The sequence below is a fragment of the Pseudomethylobacillus aquaticus genome (genome assembly GCF_003730115.1).
Taxonomy (GTDB): domain Bacteria; phylum Pseudomonadota; class Gammaproteobacteria; order Burkholderiales; family Methylophilaceae; genus Pseudomethylobacillus; species Pseudomethylobacillus aquaticus.
The window spans coordinates 129,061-153,217 of the sequence record NZ_RJVP01000005.1; the positions used below are offsets into that span (position 1 = coordinate 129,061).

At 57.8% G+C, this 24,157-nt stretch carries 23 protein-coding genes; 14 read left to right on the forward strand and 9 right to left on the reverse strand.

The window, feature by feature from the left end; all coding sequences use genetic code 11:
• Window positions 1-161: 161 nt before the first annotated feature.
• The 5 genes from edd to ED236_RS09955 all read left to right on the forward strand — a co-directional run bounded on the left by edd (window position 162) and on the right by ED236_RS09955 (window position 5,101).
• Window positions 162-1,976, forward strand: a complete 1,815-nt coding sequence (edd, locus tag ED236_RS09935) for a phosphogluconate dehydratase (protein ID WP_123237813.1) — start codon at window positions 162-164, stop codon at window positions 1,974-1,976.
• Between the two features lie 162 nt (window positions 1,977-2,138).
• Window positions 2,139-2,765: a bifunctional 4-hydroxy-2-oxoglutarate aldolase/2-dehydro-3-deoxy-phosphogluconate aldolase gene (locus ED236_RS09940; RefSeq protein ID WP_123237814.1), complete on the forward strand. Its 627-nt coding sequence runs from the start codon at window positions 2,139-2,141 to the stop codon at window positions 2,763-2,765.
• A 75-nt stretch (window positions 2,766-2,840) separates the two neighbouring features.
• Window positions 2,841-3,515 carry an HAD family hydrolase gene (locus ED236_RS09945; protein WP_338053169.1) on the forward strand — a complete coding sequence of 225 codons (675 nt, stop codon included), beginning with the start codon at window positions 2,841-2,843 and terminating at the stop codon, window positions 3,513-3,515.
• Window positions 3,516-3,607: 92 nt separating this feature from the next.
• Window positions 3,608-4,492, forward strand: coding sequence for a glycosyltransferase family 2 protein (locus ED236_RS09950; protein WP_123237815.1), 885 nt, complete (start codon window positions 3,608-3,610; stop codon window positions 4,490-4,492).
• Window positions 4,493-4,507: 15 nt separating this feature from the next.
• Window positions 4,508-5,101, forward strand: coding sequence for a methyltransferase domain-containing protein (locus tag ED236_RS09955; RefSeq protein WP_148042282.1), 594 nt, complete (start codon window positions 4,508-4,510; stop codon window positions 5,099-5,101).
• Here ED236_RS09955 and ED236_RS12750 read toward each other — a convergent pair.
• The 7 genes from ED236_RS12750 to hrcA all read right to left on the reverse strand — a co-directional run bounded on the left by ED236_RS12750 (window position 5,085) and on the right by hrcA (window position 12,065).
• Window positions 5,085-5,723, reverse strand: a complete 639-nt coding sequence (locus tag ED236_RS12750) for a CatB-related O-acetyltransferase (protein ID WP_123237900.1) — start codon at window positions 5,721-5,723, stop codon at window positions 5,085-5,087. The two genes, ED236_RS09955 and ED236_RS12750, sit on opposite strands and share 17 nt — an antisense overlap.
• Entirely contained in the window at window positions 5,716-6,741 is a 1,026-nt protein-coding gene (waaF, locus tag ED236_RS09965; RefSeq protein WP_123237817.1) for a lipopolysaccharide heptosyltransferase II, read from the reverse strand. Before waaF ends, ED236_RS12750 begins: the two co-directional genes overlap by 8 nt.
• Window positions 6,731-8,197, reverse strand: a complete 1,467-nt coding sequence (gene rfaE1 / locus ED236_RS09970; protein WP_123237818.1) for a D-glycero-beta-D-manno-heptose-7-phosphate kinase — start codon at window positions 8,195-8,197, stop codon at window positions 6,731-6,733. The genes waaF and rfaE1 overlap by 11 nt, the downstream gene beginning before the upstream one ends.
• A gap of 3 nt (window positions 8,198-8,200) precedes the next feature.
• Window positions 8,201-8,767, reverse strand: a complete 567-nt coding sequence (locus ED236_RS09975) for a D-sedoheptulose 7-phosphate isomerase (protein WP_123237819.1) — start codon at window positions 8,765-8,767, stop codon at window positions 8,201-8,203.
• 71 nt (window positions 8,768-8,838) lie between these two features.
• Window positions 8,839-9,819, reverse strand: coding sequence for an ADP-glyceromanno-heptose 6-epimerase (gene rfaD / locus ED236_RS09980; protein WP_123237820.1), 981 nt, complete (start codon window positions 9,817-9,819; stop codon window positions 8,839-8,841).
• Between the two features lie 94 nt (window positions 9,820-9,913).
• Window positions 9,914-11,020 (reverse strand): ferrochelatase, encoded by a 1,107-nt coding sequence (gene hemH, locus ED236_RS09985; protein WP_123237821.1) that lies wholly within the window; start codon window positions 11,018-11,020, stop codon window positions 9,914-9,916.
• Between the two features lie 25 nt (window positions 11,021-11,045).
• A complete protein-coding gene (gene hrcA / locus ED236_RS09990; RefSeq protein ID WP_193726092.1) occupies window positions 11,046-12,065 on the reverse strand; it encodes a heat-inducible transcriptional repressor HrcA in 1,020 nt (339 codons plus the stop codon).
• Between the two features lie 316 nt (window positions 12,066-12,381).
• Between hrcA and ED236_RS09995 the strand changes: the two genes are divergently transcribed.
• Window positions 12,382-13,245: an NAD kinase gene (locus ED236_RS09995; RefSeq protein WP_193726093.1), complete on the forward strand. Its 864-nt coding sequence runs from the start codon at window positions 12,382-12,384 to the stop codon at window positions 13,243-13,245.
• Between the two features lie 6 nt (window positions 13,246-13,251).
• The gene (gene recN, locus ED236_RS10000) at window positions 13,252-14,913 is read left to right on the forward strand and encodes a DNA repair protein RecN (protein ID WP_123237823.1); all 1,662 of its coding nucleotides are present in this window, start codon (window positions 13,252-13,254) and stop codon (window positions 14,911-14,913) included.
• Window positions 14,914-15,006: 93 nt separating this feature from the next.
• Here recN and fur read toward each other — a convergent pair whose 3' ends face one another.
• Window positions 15,007-15,432 carry a ferric iron uptake transcriptional regulator gene (gene fur / locus ED236_RS10005; protein ID WP_123237824.1) on the reverse strand — a complete coding sequence of 142 codons (426 nt, stop codon included), beginning with the start codon at window positions 15,430-15,432 and terminating at the stop codon, window positions 15,007-15,009.
• An 88-nt stretch (window positions 15,433-15,520) separates the two neighbouring features.
• Between fur and ED236_RS10010 the strand changes: the two genes are divergently transcribed.
• From ED236_RS10010 to ED236_RS10035, 6 genes are all read left to right on the forward strand, one after another.
• Window positions 15,521-16,327: an outer membrane protein assembly factor BamE gene (locus tag ED236_RS10010; RefSeq protein ID WP_240032116.1), complete on the forward strand. Its 807-nt coding sequence runs from the start codon at window positions 15,521-15,523 to the stop codon at window positions 16,325-16,327.
• Window positions 16,328-16,459: 132 nt separating this feature from the next.
• Window positions 16,460-17,269, forward strand: coding sequence for a 4-hydroxy-tetrahydrodipicolinate reductase (gene dapB, locus ED236_RS10015; RefSeq protein WP_123237826.1), 810 nt, complete (start codon window positions 16,460-16,462; stop codon window positions 17,267-17,269).
• Window positions 17,270-17,519: 250 nt separating this feature from the next.
• Entirely contained in the window at window positions 17,520-18,647 is a 1,128-nt protein-coding gene (carA, locus tag ED236_RS10020) for a glutamine-hydrolyzing carbamoyl-phosphate synthase small subunit (protein WP_123237902.1), read from the forward strand.
• An 87-nt stretch (window positions 18,648-18,734) separates the two neighbouring features.
• Window positions 18,735-21,950 carry a carbamoyl-phosphate synthase large subunit gene (carB, locus tag ED236_RS10025; RefSeq protein ID WP_123237827.1) on the forward strand — a complete coding sequence of 1,072 codons (3,216 nt, stop codon included), beginning with the start codon at window positions 18,735-18,737 and terminating at the stop codon, window positions 21,948-21,950.
• Between the two features lie 154 nt (window positions 21,951-22,104).
• Entirely contained in the window at window positions 22,105-22,581 is a 477-nt protein-coding gene (gene greA, locus ED236_RS10030; protein WP_123237828.1) for a transcription elongation factor GreA, read from the forward strand.
• Between the two features lie 2 nt (window positions 22,582-22,583).
• Window positions 22,584-23,036, forward strand: coding sequence for a DUF4149 domain-containing protein (locus ED236_RS10035; RefSeq protein WP_123237829.1), 453 nt, complete (start codon window positions 22,584-22,586; stop codon window positions 23,034-23,036).
• Between the two features lie 106 nt (window positions 23,037-23,142).
• Here ED236_RS10035 and yhbY read toward each other — a convergent pair whose 3' ends face one another.
• The gene (gene yhbY / locus ED236_RS10040; RefSeq protein WP_123237830.1) at window positions 23,143-23,436 is read right to left on the reverse strand and encodes a ribosome assembly RNA-binding protein YhbY; all 294 of its coding nucleotides are present in this window, start codon (window positions 23,434-23,436) and stop codon (window positions 23,143-23,145) included.
• A 63-nt stretch (window positions 23,437-23,499) separates the two neighbouring features.
• Between yhbY and ED236_RS10045 the strand changes: the two genes are divergently transcribed.
• The gene (locus ED236_RS10045; RefSeq protein WP_123237831.1) at window positions 23,500-24,153 is read left to right on the forward strand and encodes an RlmE family RNA methyltransferase; all 654 of its coding nucleotides are present in this window, start codon (window positions 23,500-23,502) and stop codon (window positions 24,151-24,153) included.
• Window positions 24,154-24,157 lie beyond the last annotated feature (4 nt).

Sequence of the window (24,157 nt, forward strand, 5' to 3'; positions counted from 1 at the left end):
GCATCGAAAAGTCAATCCATTATTCCTGTTTCCTTGTGTCTAGAAACCTGCTGCATGCGCTCCGTGCATAAGGGTTGAGCCTTGCAAGCCTGCATCTGGTTTGACGATAGGGGTGGCTTTCTGCATAATCGGGAAGAGTTAATTTTGATAGCGCTATGACTATGAGACAGATCCTGAATGAAGTCACTGAGCGCATTCGTGAGCGTAGTGCCCCCACCCGCAAAGCATACCTGCAGCGCATTGAAGAAACACTGAAACGTGCGCGTGGTTCGGACCGCATGGGCTGTGCCAATGTGGCACATGCTTTCGCAGCGATGCCCGAGAATGACAAATTCCGCATCATTGCCGAAAAGGCGCCGCATATCGGCATCGTGACGGCTTACAACGACATGTTGTCGGCCCATCAGCCATATGAGGTCTATCCGGCTATCATCCGCGACGAAGCCAGAAAGCATGGTGCTACCGTGCAGGTGGCCGGTGGCGTGCCTGCCATGTGTGATGGCATCACCCAGGGTGAACCCGGCATGGAACTCAGCCTGTTTTCGCGCGATGTCATTGCCATGAGTACGGCAGTCGCGCTGTCTCACGATGTGTTCGACGCCGCCTTGCTGTTGGGCGTATGTGACAAGATCGTTCCGGGCTTGCTGATAGGCGCGCTTAACTTCGGTCATCTGCCTTGTGTATTCGTTCCAGCCGGCCCAATGAGTACCGGCATAGACAACACCACCAAATCCAAGGTGCGCGAGAAGTTCGCTCAAGGTCTGTGTGACCGTGATGAATTGCTGGCGTCAGAATCTGCTGCTTACCATGGCGCAGGTACCTGTACCTTCTACGGCACTGCCAACAGCAACCAGATGTTGTTGGAAGCCATGGGCTTGCACGTGCCGGGCGCCGCTTTCGTGCATCCGCATGATGGCATGCGTGAAGCATTGACACGTGAATCCGTACGCACAGTGCTGTCCAATATCCAGGGACGTCGCTTCACCCCCATCGGCCAGTTGGTCGATGAGCGCGTGATCGTCAATGCTATCGTGGCCTTGCTGGCCACCGGTGGCAGTACCAACCACTGTATCCATTGGGTGGCGGTGGCCCGTGCGGCTGGCATCATCATCGACTGGTCCGATTTCTCCAAGCTGTCCCAGGACACGCCGCTGCTGGCACGCGTCTACCCTAACGGCACGGCAGACGTGAACGAGTTCCAGAATGCCGGCGGCCCAAGTTTTGTGATCCGTGAGTTGATCGAAGGCGGTTATATGCACGCTGATGTGTCTTCCGTGGTGATCGGTGGGCTGCGTGATTTCTGCAAGAAACCGGTGATGTTCGACAATGAACTGACCTGGATCGACCTGCCGGAAGAAAGCCCGGACGAGACTATCGTGCGCTCGCCACGCAAACCGTTCAGCGCTTCCGGTGGCCTGCGTCTGCTGACCGGTAATCTGGGCCGTGCCGTGATCAAGACGTCCTCGGTGCCTGAAGACCGCATGATCATTGAAGCACCGGCCATCGTGTTCCACGCGCAGGAAGAGTTACTGGCTGCGTTCGAGCGCGGCGAACTGGAGAAGGATTTTGTCGCCGTGGTCAGGTTCCAGGGCCCGCGCGCCAACGGCATGCCGGAATTGCATAAACTGACGCCACCGTTGTCGGTATTACAGGGCAAGGGTTTCAAGGTGGCCATCGTGACCGATGGTCGTATGAGCGGTGCATCCGGCAAGGTGCCGGCCGCCATCCATGTCAGCCCCGAAGCGCTGGCCAGCGGGCCGATCAGCAAGATCCGCACTGGCGATATCATCCGCCTCAATGCCATCGTCGGCACCCTGAACGCGCTGGTCGATCAGGATCAGTGGAATGCACGCAGCCTGCAGACCATGACGGAAGCCGAGCGCAACAACAATGGTCATGGCATCGGTCGTGAACTGTTCGGTGGCATGCGTGGCAATGTGCGTTCTGCAGAAGAAGGCGCGGTCACCTGGCTGTAACTGCTTCAGAATCAACCATCTTCGTCGCCATGTGTGCCAGTGCTGGTACGCATGGCGATGTTTGGTTGTTAAATCGCCTGATGCCCAAGCGATGAGATGCGCTACGCCAATAGCGATGACAATCCGATTCATCCCGTTCGACAAAACTTTAGAGAGAAAAGCATGAACACATTAGATCTGGCCAAGCACGGTCCTGTCATTCCAGTCATCGTCATCAACAAGGTGGAAGATGCCGTTCCCATGGCAGAAGCCCTGCTTGAAGGTGGTATCCGTGTGCTGGAAGTGACCCTGCGTTCTTCCTGCGCACTGCAAGCCATGGAAGCCATCGCCAAATCTGTGCCGGATGCGATCCTGGGTTCTGGTACGGTGCGCAATATCGCCGATGCGCAAGCGTCCAAGGACGCGGGTTGCCAATTCGCGGTCAGCCCAGGCTACACCAGCGAGCTGGGTAAAGCCGCGCGTGCCATGGGCCTGCCCTTGTTGCCCGGCGTTTCTACCGGTAGCGAGATCATGCAAGCCAATGCCGACGACTACTTCTTCCTCAAGCTGTTCCCAGCAGTTGCTGTCGGTGGCATCAACCTGCTCAAGGGGTTTTCAGGTCCGTTCGGCGACGTGAAATTCTGCCCTACCGGTGGCGTGACCCCAGAGTCTGCTCCCCAATTCCTGGCACTGCCTAACGTGGTGGTATGTGGAGGTACCTGGCTGACCCCAGCCGATGCTGTTGCTGCCAAGAACTGGGCACACATCACCAAGCTGGCACGCGAAGCCAGCGCCATCAAAGCGGCTTAAGCTTTAGTATGACGCCAGCGGCGGTGGCAGTGAAAACTGCCACCGCCGTTTCATTTTCATAAAATGTACCAGGACATGATGGCACCTGATCTCAAGGCCTTAGCCAAGTACCGCACGCTGGTGTTCGATTGTGACGGTGTGGTGCTCGATTCCAATCAAGTCAAGATCCAGGCCTATTACGACACGGCCATGGCCTATGGCGCCACGCCTGTACAGGCGCAAGCCTTGGTCGACCACCATATTGCCTTGGGTGGTATCTCGCGCTACCCTAAATTCGAGTATTTTCTGCGCACGATATTGCACAAGACGATCACGGAAACGGAGATGCAGCGCCTGCTGGGCCTGTTCGCCGCCGAGTTGGAGCATAGCCTGCTGGCGTGTGCGGTGGCTCCCGGTCTGGAACAGCTAAGAACCCTGCTACCAGATACGCGCTGGATGATGATCTCGGGCGGCGACCAGGAAGAAGTGCGCGGTGTGATGCATAGGCGTGGACTGGCAGATTATTTTGATGCCGGTATCTACGGTAGCCCGGATAACAAAGACACCATCCTCGCGCGCGAGATCGCGTCGGGTGCACTGCAGACACCGGCCATCTTTTTCGGTGACAGCCGCTATGATCACCAGTCCTCCACACGCGCCGGGCTGGATTTCGTGTTCCTGACTGACTGGACCGACGTTCCCGGCTGGCAGGAGTATTGCCAGCTGCACGGCATTTGCGTTGCCCCTGCGTTAAAGACGTTTATTCAGTAAAGTGAGTAATGTCGATTTCACCCTCGGCTTGCTGAACCAGCGACCAACAATCACCCTGTTGATTTTGCTTACTGTATGCGGAATATGAAGCCATGCCACTAATCACAGTGATTATCGTGAATTACAAAACCAGTGCCCATGTGATGGAATGCATACCGTCACTTCTTGCGCAGCAGGGGGTGGAGCTGCAGATCATCGTGCTGGACAATGATAGTCAAGATGCCGGGCTGGACAATATCTCCAGTACATTCGGTGAGCGTGTGACCGTGATCAAAAATACGCAAAATTATGGATTTGGTCGTGCCAATAATATTGGTGCCAGCCTGGCAGTTGGCCAATATATTTTGTGCATCAATCCGGACATCAAGATCGACGCCAGTGATGTCTTGAGCAAGATGGCCGGGTATCTGGACGGTGATCAGGGCATTGGTGTGGCTGGGCCTGCGGTGCTCGAGCCACGCAAAAACCGTGTCATCAAACCTAAATTGCGTTATCCGCAGCAACACCGTACAAAATACAGCCAGCATCTGGATGGACTTCCAGGCCAGTATGCCTGGATACTGGGCGCGTTCATGTTGTTTCCCAAGCACGTCTATCAGGCGATTGCAGGGTTTGATGAGGATTATTTCCTTTACGGTGAAGATGCGGACATCTGCCTAAGAGTGCGTCAGGCTGGTTACACAGTGGCGCACTATGCTGATGTGAGCGTGAGCCACTGGAGCGGTGCGAGTGAGGCGGGGGCTAGTGATTACGAAAAGTGGAAGCGCAAGAAAACCGGCTACTTCACGTTTTTTACCAAGCATTATGATGCCCGTGATGTGAAGCGTATCGCCGCCTATCGACGCTTTGTTTGTCGTTATACTTTGTTATGCAGACGATTTACTTCGATATTCATTAAACAGCATCAGAACACTCATGCTGATGCTAAAGTGCGCGCCGAGCTGGATGTGATCAAATCGATGGATTTAATAACTTAATTGAACGAGCTTATTATGAATGACAGGCAGCATCTGGACCTTGGTTGTGGTGCTAAGCCGCGCAACCCTTACAATTGTTCCCAGCTTTTTGGTGTGGATATCTATAAAGCTCCTGGCGCAAGCAATTCGGATATCCGTATCGCCAACCTCAGCGTGGAGCCGATACCATTCGCATCGGATTCTTTTGATTCGCTTTCTGCATTCGACTTTATTGAACATATTCCCCGTATATTGCCCACTGCCGATGGCAAAACCAGATTTCCGTTCATCGAGCTGATGGATGAAGTTTGGCGCGTGTTAAAGCCGGGCGGTATTTTTTATGCAGTGACCCCGGCCTACCCCAGTCCTGAAGCATTTCAGGATCCAACTCACGTGAATATCATCACGGCAAAGACGCATTTATATTTTTGTGAAGAAAAGCTTTATGCGGAAAACTATGGATTCAAGGGGAAGTTTAAGGCCTCACGAGTGGAGTGGGTGCATATAAAATATGCACAGTCTGCAAGCGTGGACATGAAAACACGCTTATCCAGCTTGAATCGAACCTTGTTCAAAGCACGTCCAGCACATCTACTTTGGGAGTTGGTCGCGCTTAAGCCTCAGGCTTGATTCTGGATTCTGCGTAGTCGAGAAATAGCTGGATATCATCGTTGCAAAGCAAATGGCCGATATTCCTTAATTCTTCTTCCGGCCATTGCCACCATGTCGTTGCTAGCAGACGGGCGATGGTTTTATCATCAAACCGATAGCGAACTACTCTTGCAGGATTTCCGGCTACCACAGCGTATGCTGGAACATCCCTGGTCACTACTGCACCAGCAGCCACGACTGCCCCATCATTCACTTTCACGCCTGAAAGTATCATGCAGCTCCTGCCTAACCAGACGTCATTACCAATAGTGACATCCCCTTTTACTTTCCCGAATTTGCTGATCAAGTGCTTCATTTCTGGAAAATACTTGGGGAAAGGGAAGGTGCTGACCCAGTCCATTCGATGATTGCCACCCAGAAAAATATCGACATTCCCTGCGATTGAGCAGTAAGCGCCAATCCTGAGGGTAGTGCCTTCTTTCCAGTCGTGCACTTTGGGAAGGCCGTAGCTGCCTCTGCCAATTTCGTAATCAGGATACGTTTTTTTAAATCTGTGACGTGAAGAGTAGCTTTTGGTTGGTTTTGGCTTGTTCAGCAGCCAGCACCAGAAACTATGGATTAGTTTTTTTAGTTTATTCATGGCGATCATTGTCCAGTGGAATAGCGGCAATGATTTGTGATGGTTTGATTTTGGTCAAGCAATCCAGGTGCCCTAAAGGACATTTACGTTTGAAGCAGGGGCTACAACCTAGCCCAAGATAGACGATCACTGCTTGCGCATTCATGGGCGGGGTGTGGGCAGGGTCGGACGAGCCATAGATGGCGATGACTTTCTTGTCCAGCGCTGCCGCCACATGCATCAGGCCGGAGTCATTGCTGACCACGGCACTGGTCAGCGACATCAGGTCGATGGCGTCGCCCAGCTTGGTACGTCCACCCAGGTCCAGACAAAGACCGTCAGCGCGCTGATTGATCTCGGCAGTGACCGGCATGTCTTTCTCGGAACCGAACAGCCAGACTTGCCAGCCAGCCGCCAGCGCAGCATTTGCCACTTCAGCATAGTAGGCGATTGGCCAGCGTTTCGCCTCACCGTACTCTGCCCCCGGGCACAAACCCAATACAGGTTGTTGCGGGAGCGCATGCCCCAGGCCTTGCAACGCAGCCTGTGCATTGACCTGATCGGCGATCAGACGTGGTTGCGGTGGTGTCGGTACCGATCTGTCATTGGCCGGGCGCGCCAAGGCCAGGAAGCGATCCACGGTACGCGGCAGCCGCTGCTTGTCCAGGCGGCGCAGGTCGTTGAGCAGACCGTAGCGCAGTTCACCTACAAAGCCGGTACGCTGCGGGATGCGGGTGGCGAACGGCAGGATGGCGGATTTGAACGAATTGGTGAGCAGTATGGTTTGCGTATAGCCTTCATCGCGCAATCGGCGGCCCATCGCGATGCGGGCGCGCAACGCAAGTTCACCATGCCGGAACGGCAGGGCGATGCCACGCCTGACTTCCGGCATGCGCTCCAGTAATGGCAGTGTCCAGGAGGGCGCCGCGACATCGATCACCGCGTCCGGCTGTGACTGTTTGATCGCCCTGAACAGGCTGTGGGCCAGTACCATGTCCCCCACCCAGGAGGGACCGAAGATCAGGATCTTAGCCGCCAATTTTTTCCAGGATCCCGCTGGTGCTGCGGCCTGGCACGATGGGGATCAGCGCGATCTGACCACCCCAGGATTTGACCTCCTTGCCGCCCACCACCTGGTCTTCGCGGTAGTCGCTGCCCTTGACGATCACATCTGGCTGCACAGCGTTGATGAGAGCCAGTGGTGTGTCTTCATCGAACAGGATCACCGCATCCACAGCCGCCAGTGCTGCCAGCACACGGGCACGGTCCTGTTCATGGATGACAGGCCGCGTCGGGCCTTTCAGTGCGCTCACCGAGCGGTCGGTGTTGAGGCCGAGGATCAGCCGGTCGCCGGTCTTGCGCGCCGCTTCCAGATAAGTGACATGGCCCGCGTGCAGCAGGTCGAAGCAACCGTTGGTGAACACGATCTTCTGACCATTGCTGCGCCAGGCGCTCACACGGGTGAGCAGGGTGTCCAGGCTGCACACTTTGTCGGCCTGCTCCACCGAGCTTTGTTGTACCAGTTCATGCAGCAGTTCTTCACGGCTGATGGGCACGGTGCCGACTTTACCGACCACGATGCCAGCCGCGATATTGGCCAGTTGCAGTGCCATCTGGTGCGGCAAGTGGTGGACCAGCCCGGCGGCCAGCGTGGCGATCACGGTGTCGCCAGCGCCGGATACATCGAACACCTTTTTGGCTGCGGCCGGAATATGCAGGATGTTGGCTTCGTCGATCACCGAGATGCCTTCCTCGCCGCGCGTCACGGCAAAAAATGCCAGTCCCAGCGTCTTGCGCAGGATGGCGGCGGCCTGCATCAGTGCCGCGTTGTTGGTGATATCCACGCGGCAGGCTTGTGCGGTTTCGAGCTTGTTCGGGGTGAGCGCGGTTGCGCCCTGATATTTGCTGTAATCGTGACCTTTGGGGTCCACCAGCACCGGAATGCTTGCGGCGCGGCATTGCTGGATCACGGATTGGCACAGCTCCGCGCCGAGCACGCCTTTGGCATAGTCGGACAGGATGACCAGCGCGGGGTTTTGTGCCACCTGTGCGCTCACCAGCGCGAGCAGATCTGCTTGTTCTTCGGCATCGAAGGGGCTGCGGCTTTCCTGATCCAGCCTGACCATCTGCTGATGGCCACCCAGGATACGGGTCTTGGTGGTGGTGGGGCGTTTGCCGGAGCGCAGCACGCCACTGGCATCGACTTGCATGTTCGCCAGCATGCTGAGCAGCGTGTCACCATCCTTATCCTGGCCTATGCAACCTGCGATGCGGGTGCGTAGGCCCAAGCCCGCGATATTGGCCGCCACATTGGCAGCGCCACCGGCGCGGTGTTGTTCGCTTTTCAGCAACACCACCGGCACCGGGGCCTCCGGCGAGATACGCTCCACCTCACCGATCAGGTAACGGTCCAGCATCAGGTCGCCGATCACCAGTATCCATTGATCACCCTGGCCGAAGCCATGGCGTACCGTATCAATCAGGCCATGCTGCATCGTTCAGTCTGCCTCCAGAATGTCGCACACGCTGTGGCCGATGAAGATGTGCGCTTCCTGGATGCGTGCTGTCACGTTGGACGGCATCACCAGGTTGTAATCGCACAATGCCGCCAGTTTTCCGCCTGTGCCGCCAGTCAGGCCTATGGTGGTGGCGCCGATCTCTTTGGCTACTTCGATGGCGCGTACCACATTGATGCTGTTACCCGAGGTGGTGATGCCGATCACTGCGTCCAGCGGTGAACACAGCGCTTCAACCTGGCGCGAGAAGATGAATTCGTAGCCATAGTCGTTGCCCACCGAAGTGATGATGGAGGTGTCCGTGGTCAGCGCGATGGCGGGCAGGCCGCGGCGTTCTTTCTTGTACCGGCCCACGATCTCGGCGGCGATGTGCTGGCTGTCCGCCGCACTGCCGCCGTTGCCCATCAGCAGGATCTTGCCGCCGCGCGCCAGACAGTCGCGCAGCGCCTGCCCGACCTCACTGATCTGCGGTAGCAGTGCTTCCAGTTGGGTGAACAGAGCCTGATGCGCAGCCAGTTCTTCGCGCAGGAATCCAATGTAGTCTTTCAATCTTGCCTCGTTTCGCTCTTGCCGTGTTTTGTGCTTACTTTGTTGTGCTCTTGCTTTGTATTTCTAGCGCCTCAGCAGTAAGGGTCGGGCTGCATCAAATAATGTTGTACATAGTCACGTACCCCGTCTTCCAGGCTATGGAAGGCTTGTGTGTAGCCCGCCGCACGCAGCTTGCGCATGTCGGCTTCGGTGAAATACTGGTATTTACCATGCAGGTCGGTAGGCATGTCGATGTAAGTGATCGAGGGCTCGCGGTTCATGCTGTGCATCACTGCTGTGGCCAGGTCGCGGAACGCGCGTGCCTTGCCGGTACCGATGTTGTACAGCCCGGATGGAGCAGCCTGTTGCAGGAAATGACATACCACGGCTGCTGCATCCTTCACGTAAACGAAGTCGCGTAGCTGCATGCCATCCTCATACCCTTCCAGATGGCTGCGGAACAGCTGCATGGTGCCGTGTTCGCGGAACTGGTTGAAGGTGTGCAGTGCGACGCTGGCCATGCGTAGTTTGTGGTATTCGTTCGGGCCGTACACATTGAAGAACTTGAACCCATACCAGCGTGGCGGGCAAGGGCGGCCCTGGGCCTGCTGGCGCAGCGCCCACTGGTCGAAGAACTGCTTGGAATAGCCATAGCCATTGAGCGGGCGCAAGGTGGCAACGGCGTCATGTGCGTCACTGTAGCCCTGCTCGCCGCCGCCATAAGTGGCCGCGGAGCTGGCATATAGCAGCGGCACGCCGTGCTCGGCACACCAGTCCCACAGTTGCTGGCTATAGCGGATGTTGCTCTGCACCAGCTTGTTGAAATCGCGCTCGGTGGTGGCGCTGATGGCACCCATGTGGATAACCGCTTCCACGCCGCTGGCATTGTGCAGGCGCGCGAACAACTCGTCCTTGTCCAGATACTGCGCGTATTGGCGATGGACCAGGTTCTGCCACTGGTCCGGATGGTCCATGCGGTCGACGATCACCAGATCGTCGCGGTTCAGAACGGTGTTGAGATGCCAGGCGATCATGCTGCCTATCATGCCGGCGCCGCCGGTGATGACGATCATTGAGCGTCCCTGTGTCTAATCAAAATAAGAGTATAACAAATGCCTACATGTGCTGCGCTCATCGCGCTATGTTTGCGCTGCCCCTGAACGGGGCCTAGTCGCTGGCTCCCAGCGCCTTCGCACGCAGGCGGCTGAGCTGGGCCTCGTGGTATGCCGTTTCAGGGTCGGCGTCAGCGCTGACCCAACCTTGCAACTCGCCCAGCACGATCTGGCTCAGCGCTTCCATCCAACCAGTACCCACATTCAGGGCAGGGATGTAATGGAAACTGCCCCCACCGTTTTGCAGGAAGGTCGCTTTGCCTTCCATGGCGATCTCTTCCAGGGTTTCCAGGCAGTCGCTGGAAAAACCCGGGCAGATCACGTCCACACGTGCGAGTTTTTGCTTGCCCAGGGATTCCAGCGTGGCGGCAAGATAAGGTTTCAGCCATTCGGCTTTGCCGAAACGTGACTGGAAGCACACCATGTACTGGTCTTTTTCCAGGCCCAGTGCTTCCGCCAGCAAGCGCCCGGTCTTGTGGCATTCGCAATGGTAAGGGTCACCCAGATCCAGCGAGCGGCGGGGTACGCCATGGAAGCTCATCACCAGTTTGTCTGGCCGGCCGTGCGTGGACCAGTATTCACGCACACTGTCCGCCAGTGCAGTGATATAGGCTGGATGGTCATGGTAATGGCGTAGCGAGCGTATGGCCGGTACGTTACGCGTCCTCAATAACAGTCGCCACACTGCATCCAGTGCAGAAGCGGTGCTGCTGGCGGCGTATTGGGGGTACAAGGGCATCACCAGGATGCGGTCACAGCCTTCCGCGCGCAGCTTGTCCAGTGCACTTGCCACCGAGGGACTGCCGTAGCTCATGCCCAGCGCCACTGATACCGGGGTGCTGACTTTACTTGCCAGCAGCTTGCTCAACTGCTCGGTCTGCCGGGTGGCGTAGACCAGCAGTGGTGAGCCTTGCTCTGTCCATACCTGTGCATACTTTTCGGCTGATTTGCGTGGACGCAGCGGCAGGATGATGCCGTTCAGGATGAACCACCAGATGGCACGCGGTATCTCCACCACGCGGCGATCACTGAGGAATTGTTTCAGATACGGGCGCAGCGCCGCTGCTGTAGGCGCATCCGGCGTGCCCAGATTGAGTAACAGGATGCCGACACGTGGCAGCTGACCGTGATGGTAAGCGGGTTCTTTGGCGTAGTAGCCCATGATGGATGCTCTGAAAGGGTGGAAGTCAGTTCTTGGACAAGGCGTTGGACAATAGTTTTGCCGTCATGTCCACGATGGGGATCACACGTTCATACGCCATGCGGGTCGGGCCGATCACGCCCAGTGTGCCCACAGTCTGGCCGTTGGTCTCGTAGGTGGCGGTGACCATGCTGCATTCGTCCAGTGGAAGATAGCCGGATTCGCCACCGATGAAGATCTGGATGCCTTCGGCACGCTGGCTGTTGTCCAGCAGCTGCATCAGGCTGGTGCGGCGCTCGAACACCTCGAACAGTTTGCGCAGCGAACCGACATTGGTGGACAGCTCGTCCACCTGCAGCAGATTGCGCTCACCGGCGATCACCACGGCATCCTTGTCATCGTCCAGCGCCTTGCTGCTGGCTTCCATGGCGGCGCCCATCAGCCGTGTCATGTCGGCCTGCATCTGCTTGAGCTCGTCATGCAGGCGCTGCTTGACCTGTTCGAAGGTGTTGCCGGCATAGTGCTGGTTGAAATAGTTGCTGGCCTGGGTGAGCTCGCTGGCGCTGTAGCTCTTTTCGGTGATGATGATGCGGTTCTGCACATTGCCATCCGAAGTGACGATGATGACCAGGATGCGTTTTTCGGAGAGCGGCAGGAACTCCAGATGACGGAACGAGACGGTCTTGCGCTTGGGTACCATCACGATGCCGGCGAACTGGGTGAGGTTGGACAGCATGCCAGCGGCATTGGTGATCAGTTCTTGCGGGTCGGGCGAGGAGAGCTCGAACTCCAGGCGCTCGATCTGCTGCTGGTGCAAGGGTTGCACCGTGAGCAGGGTGTCGACAAAAAAGCGGTAACCGCGCTGTGTGGGGATGCGGCCGGCCGAGGTGTGCGGGCTGATGATGAAGCCCAGTTCTTCCAGATCCGACATCACATTGCGTATGGTGGCAGGGCTCAGGTCCAGTCCGGAACACTTGGAAAGCGTGCGCGAACCTACCGGTTGGCCATCACTGATGTAATGTTCAACCAGGGTCTTGAGCAGTATCTGAGCGCGTTTATCCAGCATCTGTGTTCAGGGAGTCATGTTCAGAAAGTAACAGTTCTTATTGTATCGACACATCCGTATGTGTTGCAGTGACGCTATTAAGCAATATGAGGCCTGCCATCACTATAGCAAGTGTTCTGCCTCAGGCGGCCACACTAGATCACCCTGTATGGCACCATGGCGAAAATTATCCGGCAGCCCCAGTCTCCCGGCAAGCAATATATCCGGTATCACTGGATATCCAGCCACTGAGGCAACCCATCCTGCCGTTTACCGCCGCGTTATTCGGTGCCGCCTTATCTTTGCCCGGCCCGGCTTCTATGATTAAATAGCCGCCATGCAAAACGCGTTTCAAACGGTCGCTCTGATCGGCAAATACATGAACCCGGAGATGCGCGCTCACATACTCGCGCTCGCCGATTTTCTGCTGCAGCGCGGCGTCCTTGTGCTGGTCGAGGACAAGACTGCAGTGCAGTCGGACATCACCGCTTATCCCACCGTTGCCATGGACCAGATCGGGCTGACAGCTGATCTGGCCGTGGTGCTGGGCGGTGATGGCACCATGCTGACCGTGGCGCGCGCCTTGGCACAGCACAAGATCCCATTGGTGGGGGTCAACCGGGGCCGTTTCGGCTTTCTCACCGATGTCAGTTCGGACACCATGCTGGATGCCATGGCGCGCATTCTGGCAGGCGAATTCAGTACCGAGCAGCGCATGCTGCTGGTGGCGGCCATCATGCGGCAGGGGCAGCTGGTCAGTGAAGGTCAGGCGCTCAATGATGTGGTCATCAACAAGGATGGCCTGGCCCGTCTGATCGAGCTGGAAGTCAATATCGACGGCCAGTTCGTGCACAGGCAGCGTTCGGACGGCCTCATCCTTGCTACGCCCACCGGCACGACGGCCTATTCGCTGTCGGCTGGCGGACCCATCCTGCATCCGACCCTGGATGCCATCGCGCTGGTGCCGATCTGTCCACACACGCTAAGTAACCGCCCCATCGCCATCCATGGCAACAGCAAAGTGGTGGTCACCGTGATCCAGTCGCAGGATGCGCGCGTGCATTTCGACGGGCAGCATCAAGTTTCACTGCAGCCTGGCGATCAGGTGCTGGTACAGCGTGCCCCGTGCTCGGTATGCCTGCTGCATCCGCAAGGCCATAGCCACTACGGCATGCTGCGCGACAAGCTGGGCTGGGGCTAGAGCGCCATGCTGCAAAGCCTCACCATCCGTGATTTCGTGATCGTTGATCGCCTGCAACTCGAATTCGATGCCGGTTTCAGTGTGCTGACTGGTGAGACCGGTGCGGGGAAATCTATCCTCATCGACGCATTGTCCCTGGCGCTGGGCGCGCGTGCCGAAGCCGGCGTGGCGCGGCATGGTTGTGAGCGTGCCGAAGTGGCGGCGCAGTTCGATGTGCAGGCGCTGCCCGATTTGCAGCAATGGCTGCTCGACAACGCCCTCAACGGCGAGGCTGACGAACTGTTGATGCGCCGCGTAGTGTATGCCGATGGAAAGTCGCGCGCCTTCATCAACGGCATGGCCGTGACCGTGCAGCAGTTGCGTGAGGCCGGTGATTTTCTGGTGGACATCTACAGCCAGCATGCGCACCACTCCTTGCTGAAGCCGGCCACACAGCGCCAGATACTGGATCAGTTCGCCGGTCATGCCGATCTCGCTGCGCAAGTGGCGGCGCATTATCAGGCCTGGCATGCGCTGCACAGGCGGCGTGTTGAAGCCGAGCAACATGCAGCAGCCTATGCCGATGAGCTGGCAACGCTGCGTGACCAGGCGCGTGAATTGAAGCAGTTGGCTCCGGATGCCGAAAGCTGGGAGCAGGAACAACAAGAGCATGCCCGTCTTTCCCATGGGGCCAGCTTGCTGAGTGGTGCGCAGCAGTGCCGTGCGCTGATCGCGGATGCCGACATCAATGCACTGGATCAGTTGGCTGCGGCGCAGCACGTGTTGCAGGCGTTGGTGGCGTTCGACCCGAATCTGCAGGAAGTGCTGGACGTGCTGGATCAGGCGGCCATCCAGCTGCAGGAGGCAGACCGTTTCCTGAACCGCTACCTGCAGCGCAGCGAGCTGGATCCGCAGCGCCTTGCGGAGCTGGAAGCCCGCATCGCCGAGCTGCATCAGGCGGCGCGGCGCTACCGTGTCAGGCCAGAGCAGCTGGCCGAGCAATTACAGCAATGGCAGGCACGCATCGCCGAACTGGAGCTGGCGGTGGACGATGGCCAACTGGCGCGTCTGGAAGCTGCCGCCTGGCAAGCCTATGAGCAATCTGCCCTACAGCTCAGTGCTGGACGCAAGCAGGCGGCGGAAAAACTCGCTGCCCATATCAGCGCCGAGATCCAGCGGCTGGCCTTGTCCGGTGGCCGTTTCGATGTGGCACTGACGTCGCAGGCAGCGGCAGCAACCGGTTTGGAGCAGATGGAGTTCCTGGTGGCCGGGCATGCTGGTGCTGAGCCGCGTGCCTTGTCCAAAGTGGCCTCCGGTGGTGAGTTGTCACGCATCAGTCTGGCCATTCGTGTGGTGACTGCGCAGCAGGGCGACGTTCCTACCATGATCTTTGATGAAGTGGATGTCGGCATAGGCGGCGGCGTGGCGGAAGTGGTCGGCCAACTGCTGACGCAGTTGGGTAACAAGCGCCAGGTGCTGGTCATCACTCACCTGCCGCAAGTCGCCGCACAGGGTGCACAGCATTTCCGGGTCAGCAAGCAGTTGCACGGGGAAGCGACCTTGAGTCATATTGCCCGACTGGAGCCGGAAGAGCGTGTGGAAGAAATTGCCCGTATGCTGGGTGGGGTGGAGATCACCGCTACCACCCGTCAACATGCCAGAGAGATGCTGGGCTATCGCGAGGCTTGATCGCCTTGTGAACAGGCTGACTGTTAAGACGGGTCAGCTAAAACGGCTCAGCGCAGAATCGGCCGGGCTGCCGCCCCAGTGTTGGCCAGCGGCTCAGCTTTTATGCGGGCAGGGCTTCTTGGTGCAATCCGCGTAGATGTACAGTGAGTGTTCGTGGATCTTGAAGCCACGCTCATCTGCCACCAGTTTCTGACGCTTTTCGATCTCGTCGTCACAGAACTCCTCTACCCGTCCGCATTGCAGGCAGACGATGTGGTCATGATGATGGCCTTCGTTGAGCTCGAACACGGCTTTGCCGCTCTCGAAATGGTGACGCACCAGCAAGCCAGCCTGCTCGAACTGGGTCAGCACGCGGTATACCGTCGCCAGGCCGACATCTTCACCAGTATTCAACAGGATCTTGTAGACATCTTCTGCCGACATGTGGCGTTGTTTGCTGGTTTCAAACAGGCTTAACACCTTGAGGCGGGGCAGGGTGGCTTTGAGGCCGGCATTCTTGAGGTCGTGGGGATCTCGCATGGTCTTTTATACTCTATTCGGTTTGGCCAACACAGTCTGGCAAATCAGTCATGGTATATTAACGCCATTTGTTGCCTAAGTCATGACGATGCGCCAAATCCTACTACTGCTCGCGCTGCTATGCGTTGGCTGCGACTTTTCACTACCCAAAGCGATCAAGCCTTACAAGCTGGATGTTCAACAGGGCAATGTGATCACTTCCAAGATGCTGCTGCAGCTCAAGCCTGGCATGACCAAGTCACAGGTGCGCTTCATCATGGGCACGCCGCTGATCCAGGACAGCTTCCACAGCAACCGCTGGGATTATTTTTACCAGTTCCGCAAGGACGGTAAAGTGGTCGAGCAGCGTCTCGTCATCATGGAGTTTGATGATGACGGCTTGCGCCGTATTCGTGGCGATGTGGTCCCCTCCGCTGTGCCTGAGGCCGGTGCCACCAATGCCCCCGAAAAATCTGCCCTGCCTGAAGAGCAGGAAAAGTCCTTGTCGGAGAAGCTAAAGTTCTGGAAGAGCGATAAACCTGAAGTGCAAGCACCGCAAGCTGCGCCGGCTGAACTGGTGAATCCGTCTGAAAAGTCGGCCCCTGCTGCTGATGCGCCTGGCACTGCTGCGCCCGAGGCAACAGAGCCAGCTACGCCGCCAGCATCTTCCGTCACTGCTCCTGCCACGCCAGCAGACTCTCCAGCGGTTGAGGCTACTCCAGCGCCGGTGAATGAACCTCCTGCAGCGCAGCCTGCGCCAGTAAGGCCTGCAGCAACGGCGCCAGCCGCAAAAGAAGCCAGCCCCGCTGCAGCCCAACCGGCAGCAACGGAGAGTAAACCTGCCGCTCAGCAAGAGCTGCCGCCTGAAGGCGAACCGGGCTATTTTGAGCGCATGCTGGAAAAGATCGGTTTCTGATTTTCCACGCAGGTCGATATATCAGCCTGTGAACCAGGCGACTGTTTCAGGCTTCAGGTCGTAGCAGGCATCGTAAAGCAGAGATCGTAAATACTGGCCGCTGATGGCCACCAGATTCAGGGATGTAGAAGCATGTTGAAGGTTGTGATTGCAGGTAGTAGCGGACGTATGGGCCATGCCTTGCTTGAGTCGGTGTTTGCCGATCCGGCGCTGACCCTGCATGCCGCGTTGGACCGTGCGGATAGCCAGCAGATCGGTCGTGATGCTGGTGATCAATTCGGGCGCCGCACTGGCGTGCTGGTCACGCACGATATTGCTGCTGCTCTGGAAGGGGCTGATGTGCTGGTGGATTTCACGCGTCCCGAAGCCAGCTTGCAATACCTTGAAGCTTGTCGTGCTGCTGGTGTGGGCATGGTGATAGGCACCACCGGTTTTACGGCGGAGCAAAAACAGGCTATTCATGCGGCTGCCCGTGCCATCCCGGTAGTGTTTGCGCCGAATATGAGTGTAGGCGTCACCTTGCTGATCAGTCTGGTGCAATCCGCAGCGCGCGTGCTGGCGGACGGTTATGACGTCGAGATCATCGAAGCCCATCATAGACACAAGGTAGATGCGCCCTCCGGTACCGCCTTGCGTCTGGGAGAAGCGGCGGCCTCCGCGCTTGGTCGCGATCTTGCCAGCTGTGCCGTGTATGGTCGCGAAGGTGTGACCGGTGAGCGTGACGCCAACACCATCGGATTTGCTACCGTGCGTGGTGGCGATGTGGTGGGTGATCACACGGTATTGTTCGCAGGTGTGGGGGAGCGTGTCGAGCTCACACACAAAGCCTCCAGTCGCGCCACGTTCGCACTGGGCGCTTTGCGCGCCGCCAAATTCCTGGCGCAGCATCAATCGGGCGTCTATGACATGCAGGACGTACTGGGGCTGCGTGCGGCGGCTTGAGGCTGGCTGTTGATCTGAGCCGGTTTGCCTGAATTCTGATTTGCCTGAGTTATTAATAGCGCCGACCTGGCTGGCGTAGTTGGGTATGTGCATCAAGCCGCCGTTGAAGCAGGCGGGCCGATGCGCTATAATATTGAGTATTACCAAGCGGGAAGAGTGCACACTCCTCCCGCTTTGCACATCCGCCCTCCGGAGTGCACATAATTAAATCGCTACAAGGAGTTACGAATTGCCGCAAAGCCTGCCAGCCATGCAGCCTGCTATCTTGGTTCTCGCAGACGGGACAGTGTTCAAGGGCATTTCTATCGGCGCTCCTGGCCACACCGTCGGCGAAGTCGTGTTCAACACGGCGATGACCGGCTACCAGGAAATCCTCACGGATCCCTCTTATACGCGCCAGATCGTCACGCTGACTTATCCGCACATCGGCAACACCGGGGTGAACAGTGAAGATGTGGAGGCGGACGAGATCTATGCCGCCGGCCTCATCATCCGCGACCTGCCACTCATCGAAAGCAACTGGCGCAGCGAGCAATCCCTGTCTGAGTATCTGAGTCAGCATCACATCGTCGGCATCGCCGACATTGATACCCGCAAACTCACGCGTATCCTGCGCGAGAAGGGCGCCCAGGGCGGCTGCCTGATGGCCGGTGAGGTCGATGAAGCCAAAGCCTTAGAGCTGGCCCGTGGCTTCCCGGGTTTGGCCGGTATGGACTTGGCCAAGGTGGTGAGCTGTACCCAGCCTTATGTGTTCGAGGAAGGCGAGTGGGATCTGGCCACTGGCTACAGCAAACCTGTCGATCCGCAACATCATGTGGTGGCCTTCGATTACGGCGTCAAGCGCAATATCCTGCGCATGCTGACCCAGCGTGGCTGCAAGGTCACCGTGCTGCCTGCACAGTCCACTGCCGAGCAAGTGCTGGCGCTGAATCCGGATGGCGTGTTCCTGTCCAACGGCCCCGGCGATCCGGAGCCCTGTGACTACGCGATCACGGCCATCCGTACACTGGTCGAAACCGGCATCCCCACCTTCGGCATCTGTCTGGGTCACCAGTTGTTGGGCCTGGCCAGTGGTGCCAAAACGGTGAAGATGAAGTTCGGTCACCACGGCGCCAACCACCCGGTGCAGGACGTGGATAGCAAGCAGGTCTATATCACCAGCCAGAACCATGGCTTTGCTGTGGACGCGGCGACCCTGCCGGCTAATCTGCGTGTGACCCATGTATCCCTGTTCGACGGTAGCCTGCAAGGCATCGCACGCACCGACAAGCCTGCATTCAGCTTCCAGGGGCACCCGGAAGCGAGCCCGGGCCCGCACGAAATGAGTTATTTGTTCGATCGCTTTATTGAATTAATGGAGAAAAGGATGAATCAGTGAAACGCGAAACGTAAAACGTGAAACGTAGATCCGAAGGGTTTTCGATTTTCACATTTCACTTTTCACATTTCACTTTTCACGGTATTCATGGCAAAACGTACAGATATCAAAAGCATTCTGATCATAGGCGCCGGCCCCATCGTCATCGGCCAGGCCTGTGAATTCGACTATTCCGGCGCACAGGCCTGCAAGGCGCTGCGTGAGGAAGGTTACCGCGTCATTCTGGTCAACTCCAATCCGGCCACCATCATGACCGACCCGGAGATGGCGGATGCCACCTATATCGAGCCGGTCACCTGGCAGATCGTGGAAAAGATCATCGCCATCGAGCGTCCCGATGCGCTGCTGCCGACCATGGGGGGGCAGACCGCGCTGAATTGTGCGCTGGATCTGGCCAAACACGGCGTGCTGGAAAAATACAATGTCGAGCTGATCGGTGCTTCCAAGGAAGCCATCGACAAAGCGGAAGACCGTGAAAAGTTCAAGCAGGCCATGACCAAGATCGGTCTGGGTTCTGCCCGTTCCGCCATCGCGCACAGCCTGGAAGAGGCGCTGCAGGTGCAAGCCAGCATCGGTTATCCGGCCATCATCCGCCCCTCGTTCACCATGGGTGGCAGTGGCGGCGGCATCGCCTATAACCGTGAAGAATTCCTGACCATCTGCGAGCGCGGCCTGGAAGCCTCGCCTACCAGCGAACTGCTGATCGAAGAATCGCTGCTGGGCTGGAAAGAATACGAAATGGAAGTGGTGCGTGACCGCCAGGACAACTGCATCATCATCTGTTCTATCGAGAACCTGGACCCGATGGGCGTGCATACTGGCGACTCCATCACGGTCGCGCCAGCGCAGACGCTGACCGACAAGGAATACCAGATCATGCGTAACGCCTCGCTGGCGGTACTGCGCGAGATCGGGGTGGATACCGGCGGTTCCAACGTACAGTTCGCCATCAATCCGGACGACGGCCGCATGATCGTCATCGAGATGAACCCGCGCGTGTCGCGTTCTTCCGCACTGGCCTCCAAGGCGACCGGCTTCCCGATCGCCAAGGTGGCGGCCAAGCTGGCGGTGGGCTATACGCTGGATGAGCTGCGCAACGAGATCACCGGCGGCCAGACCCCGGCATCGTTCGAGCCGTCCATCGATTACGTGGTCACCAAGATCCCGCGTTTCGCGTTCGAGAAATTCCCGCAGGCCGATTCCCGCCTGACCACGCAAATGAAGTCGGTGGGGGAAGTGATGGCCATAGGCCGCACCTTCCAGGAATCTTTCCAGAAGGCCCTGCGTGGCCTGGAAGTCGGCGTGGACGGTCTGGATGAAAAGACCACCGATATGGACCAGATCACCAAAGAGCTGGGTGAGCCCGGCCCTGAGCGTATCTGGTATGTGGGCGATGCTTTCCGTGCCGGTATGTCGGTGGCACAGGTGCATACCCACTCCAGGATCGACCCCTGGTTCCTGGTGCAGATCGAAGACATCATCCTGCGCGAACAAGCCCTGAAGGGGCGTCATCTGGCCGATATGGACCGTGACTGCCTGTTCCAGCTCAAGCGTCGTGGTTTCTCCGACCGTCGCCTGGCCAGGCTGCTGGATACCGATCAGCATGCGGTGCGCGCCTACCGTCAGGCACTTAAGGTGCGCCCGGTGTACAAGCGTGTGGATACCTGTGCGGCCGAGTTCGCCACCAATACTGCCTATATGTACTCGACCTATGAAGAAGAGTGCGAAGCCCAGCCTAGCAAGCGCAAGAAGATCATGGTGCTGGGTGGCGGCCCCAACCGTATCGGTCAGGGCATCGAATTCGACTATTGCTGTGTGCATGCGGCATTCGCCATGCGCGAAGATGGTTTTGAGACCATCATGGTCAACTGCAACCCGGAAACCGTATCCACCGATTACGACACGTCGGATCGTCTGTACTTCGAGCCCGTCACGCTGGAAGATGTGCTGGAGATCGTGGCACTGGAAAAACCAGTCGGCGTGATCGTCCAATACGGTGGCCAGACGCCACTCAAGCTGGCGCGCGATCTGGAAAAAGCCGGTGTGCCCATCATCGGCACCACGCCGGACGCTATCGACCGCGCTGAAGACCGCGAGCGTTTCCAGCAGATGCTGCACGAGCTCGGTCTGAAGCAACCACCTAACCGTACCGCACGTACCGAACAGGAAGCACTGCGTCTGGCTCAGGAGATCGGCTACCCTCTGGTGGTCCGTCCATCCTATGTGCTGGGTGGCCGTGCCATGGAGATCGTGCAGGAGCAGGCCCAGCTGGAGCGTTATATGCGCGAAGCGGTCAAGGTCTCCAACGAATCACCGGTGCTGCTGGACCGTTTCCTCAATGATGCACTGGAAGTGGACGTGGATGCACTGAGCGATGGCGACGACGTCATCATCGGCGGCATCATGGAGCACGTGGAACAGGCCGGCGTACACTCTGGCGACTCCGCCTGCTCACTGCCACCTTACAGCCTGTCCGCCGAACTGCAGGACGAACTGCGCAAGCAGACCGTGCAGATGGCCAAAGCGCTGGGTGTAGTGGGCCTCATGAACGTGCAGTTCGCCATCCAGGGTGAAACCGTCTACGTACTGGAAGTGAACCCGCGTGCCTCGCGTACCGTACCATTCGTGTCCAAAGCCTGTGGTTTGCAGCTGGCCAAGGTGGCCGCGCGTTGCATGACCGGCTTCAAGCTCAAGGACCAGGGCGTCACGCACGAGATCGTGCCACCGTATTATTCCGTCAAGGAAGCGGTGTTCCCGTTCATCAAGTTCCCGGGCGTGGACACCATCCTCGGGCCGGAAATGAAATCCACCGGTGAAGTCATGGGGGTAGGTCGTACTTTTGCCGAAGCCTTCGTGAAATCGCAGCTGGGTTCCGGCGACAAGCTGCCTAGCGGTGGCCGTGCCTTCATCAGTGTGCGCAAGGAAGACCGCGAGCGTGTGGTGGAGATCGCCCAGGCGCTGGCCGACCTTGGTTTCGAGCTGGTCGCGACGCGAGGTTCGGCTTCGGCGCTGGCGGCAGCTGGCCTCAAGGTGATGCCCGTGAACAAGGTGGCTGAAGGTCGCCCGCACATCGTCGACATGATCAAGAACGGCGAGATCAGTTTCATTGTCAATGTCACCGAAGACAAGCGTGCGGTTGCGGATTCCTACTCCATCCGTCGCAGTGCGCTGCAGCAGAAGGTGACCTATTACACCACGCTGGCCGGTGCCAAGGCGGCGTGTATGGGCATGTCGCATATCAGCGAGCTGGAAGTGCAATCCCTGCAAAGCTTGCATCAGCGCTTGCCTAAACAGCCAGCTTAGTCGTAGTATTGTTCGGCAAAACCACGCCGTGCCGGTGTGGTTTTTGCTTTTTTCAAGTGGCGTTGAGACCACCGGCCCCAATGGGGATGGCCGAGCTGTCAATGCAAACAATACATGCCCATAGACAGGCGTGTTTTATGGAAACAACCAATAGATGAACAAGATTCCAGTCACCGTTAACGGTATCGAGATGCTCCGTGTGGAGTTGTTGCGCCTGCGTAGTGTAGAGCGCCCCAGCGTGATCCAGGCGATCTCCGAGGCGCGTGCCCAGGGCGATCTGTCCGAGAATGCCGAATACGAATCGGCCAAGGAGCGTCAAAGCTTCATCGAAGGCCGCATCGCCGAGATCGAGTCCAAGCTGTCCAACGCCATGGTCATCGACCCGGCTACGCTGGACGCAGACGGGCGCTGCGTGTTTGGCGCCACGGTCGAGATGGAAGACATGAGTAATGGTGATGTGGTCACCTATCAGATCGTCGGTGAAGACGAAGCTGATATCAAGGGCGGCAAGATCTCGGTGAGTTCGCCGATCGCGCGTGCCCTGATCGGTAAATCCGCAGGGGATGTAGCCGAGGTGATGGCCCCCGGCGGCCTGCGTTCCTATGAAGTGCTGGACGTACAGTACATCTGATCATGACCACACATTGGTCGGACAAGCTGGCACTCATCGTCATCACCCTGTGGGTGGGTGGGCTATGGGCGATCGGCTATCTGGCTGCACCGTCGCTGTTCATGAGCCTGGATGACAAACCGCTGGCTGGCAGCCTGGCCGGACGCATGTTCACCTTGATGTCCTATGTCGGCATGGTCAGCGCTGCTTATCTGATATTGCATGGCCTGCTGGGACATGGTTTGCGCGTGATGCGCACAGCGACGTTCTGGATCGTGGTGTTGATGCTGGCGCTGGTGCTGATCGGGCACTTTGGTGTGCAGCCCATCATTGCCGGCCTCAAGGCGCAAGCCTGGCCAGCGGATGTCATGCACAGCGTGTTCGCAGACCGTTTCCGTACCTGGCACGGCGTGGCCAGCATCGCCTACCTGCTGCAAAGCCTGCTGGGCTTGTGGCTGGTGTTACGCAGTCGCTAAACCGTAATCGCGAGGCCGTAATCGCCAGGCCTGCAGAGACAACACCATGAAGCCTGATTTGATGCCAGGCTTGCGCTGTCAGGTTTGGAATGGCAGGTTTTGAATATCAGGGAAGTACGATCTTGGGCGTTTCGCCGCGACGGTAGATGACCAGCTGCTTGCCGATATGATGGATGGCAGTGGCACCGGTCTCGCTGCAGATCTGTGTCAGCATGGCGATACGCGCTTCACGATCATCGCCAGCCACTTGAACCTTGATCAGTTCATGCGCTTTCAGACTATGGTCGATTTCCTTGATGACCGCTTCGGTCAGGCCGTGCTGGCCTATCATCACAACAGGATGGAGTTTATGGCCAAGGCCGCGCAGGAAGCTGGTTTGTTTGGAGTTCAATGATTGCATGTGGTTGATTCAAAAAGGTTCGCAGTGTATCACATCCACGCCAGCAGGGAACACAACTAGTCCATGAAAAGAACCCGTACCAGCAAGGCCTGGATGCAGGAACATGTCAACGACGAATACGTCAAACGTGCCCAGCGTGATGGCTATCGCGCGCGCGCCGCTTATAAACTACTGGAGATCGACGACCGGGATCGCCTGATCCGCCCCGGCATGGTGATCGTGGATCTGGGCTCGGCGCCGGGCAGCTGGTCGCAGGTGGCGGTACAGCGCCTTAACGGTCAGGGCAAGGTCATCGCGCTGGACATCCTCGATATGCAGGGCATTCCAGGCGTGGAGTTCATTCAGGGCGATTTCCGTGAAGACGCTGTGCTGTCACAGCTTGAAAAAGCGCTGGCAGGTCGTCAGGTAGACCTTGTAATTGCCGATATGGCCCCCAATATCTCCGGTATCAGCGTGATGGATCAGGCCAGGGCAGCCCACCTGATCGAGCTGGCCCTCGATTTCAGTCTCAAATGGTTGAAACCGGGCGGTCATTTCCTGGTCAAAGTTTTTGCTGGTACTGGCTTTGAAGACATCATGAGCCAGATGCGGGCAGGCTTCAGTAAGGTGCACACGCGCAAGCCCAAAGCCTCGCGTGACCGCAGTACGGAAACCTACCTGCTGGGCTGGCAACGCGTCGCGCCGGACGATACAGCGACTGCAAATGAATCGGTATAGAATG

Coding starts and splice junctions, on each gene's coding strand:
- hrcA (WP_193726092.1), bottom strand. CDS start 12,065: ATGCTGGATAAACGCGCTCAGATACTGCTCAAGACCCTGGTTGAACAT.
- ED236_RS10010 (WP_240032116.1), top strand. CDS start 15,521: ATGCGCCAAATCCTACTACTGCTCGCGCTGCTATGCGTTGGCTGCGAC.
- fur (WP_123237824.1), bottom strand. CDS start 15,432: ATGCGAGATCCCCACGACCTCAAGAATGCCGGCCTCAAAGCCACCCTG.
- ED236_RS09945 (WP_338053169.1), top strand. CDS start 2,841: ATGATGGCACCTGATCTCAAGGCCTTAGCCAAGTACCGCACGCTGGTG.
- dapB (WP_123237826.1), top strand. CDS start 16,460: ATGTTGAAGGTTGTGATTGCAGGTAGTAGCGGACGTATGGGCCATGCC.
- ED236_RS10035 (WP_123237829.1), top strand. CDS start 22,584: ATGACCACACATTGGTCGGACAAGCTGGCACTCATCGTCATCACCCTG.
- edd (WP_123237813.1), top strand. CDS start 162: ATGAGACAGATCCTGAATGAAGTCACTGAGCGCATTCGTGAGCGTAGT.
- rfaE1 (WP_123237818.1), bottom strand. CDS start 8,197: ATGCAGCATGGCCTGATTGATACGGTACGCCATGGCTTCGGCCAGGGT.
- carB (WP_123237827.1), top strand. CDS start 18,735: ATGGCAAAACGTACAGATATCAAAAGCATTCTGATCATAGGCGCCGGC.
- recN (WP_123237823.1), top strand. CDS start 13,252: ATGCTGCAAAGCCTCACCATCCGTGATTTCGTGATCGTTGATCGCCTG.
- greA (WP_123237828.1), top strand. CDS start 22,105: ATGAACAAGATTCCAGTCACCGTTAACGGTATCGAGATGCTCCGTGTG.
- ED236_RS10045 (WP_123237831.1), top strand. CDS start 23,500: ATGAAAAGAACCCGTACCAGCAAGGCCTGGATGCAGGAACATGTCAAC.
- yhbY (WP_123237830.1), bottom strand. CDS start 23,436: ATGCAATCATTGAACTCCAAACAAACCAGCTTCCTGCGCGGCCTTGGC.
- rfaD (WP_123237820.1), bottom strand. CDS start 9,819: ATGATCGTCATCACCGGCGGCGCCGGCATGATAGGCAGCATGATCGCC.
- ED236_RS12750 (WP_123237900.1), bottom strand. CDS start 5,723: ATGAATAAACTAAAAAAACTAATCCATAGTTTCTGGTGCTGGCTGCTG.
- hemH (WP_123237821.1), bottom strand. CDS start 11,020: ATGGGCTACTACGCCAAAGAACCCGCTTACCATCACGGTCAGCTGCCA.
- carA (WP_123237902.1), top strand. CDS start 17,520: ATGCAGCCTGCTATCTTGGTTCTCGCAGACGGGACAGTGTTCAAGGGC.
- ED236_RS09995 (WP_193726093.1), top strand. CDS start 12,382: ATGCAAAACGCGTTTCAAACGGTCGCTCTGATCGGCAAATACATGAAC.
- ED236_RS09950 (WP_123237815.1), top strand. CDS start 3,608: ATGCCACTAATCACAGTGATTATCGTGAATTACAAAACCAGTGCCCAT.
- ED236_RS09955 (WP_148042282.1), top strand. CDS start 4,508: ATGAATGACAGGCAGCATCTGGACCTTGGTTGTGGTGCTAAGCCGCGC.
- ED236_RS09940 (WP_123237814.1), top strand. CDS start 2,139: ATGAACACATTAGATCTGGCCAAGCACGGTCCTGTCATTCCAGTCATC.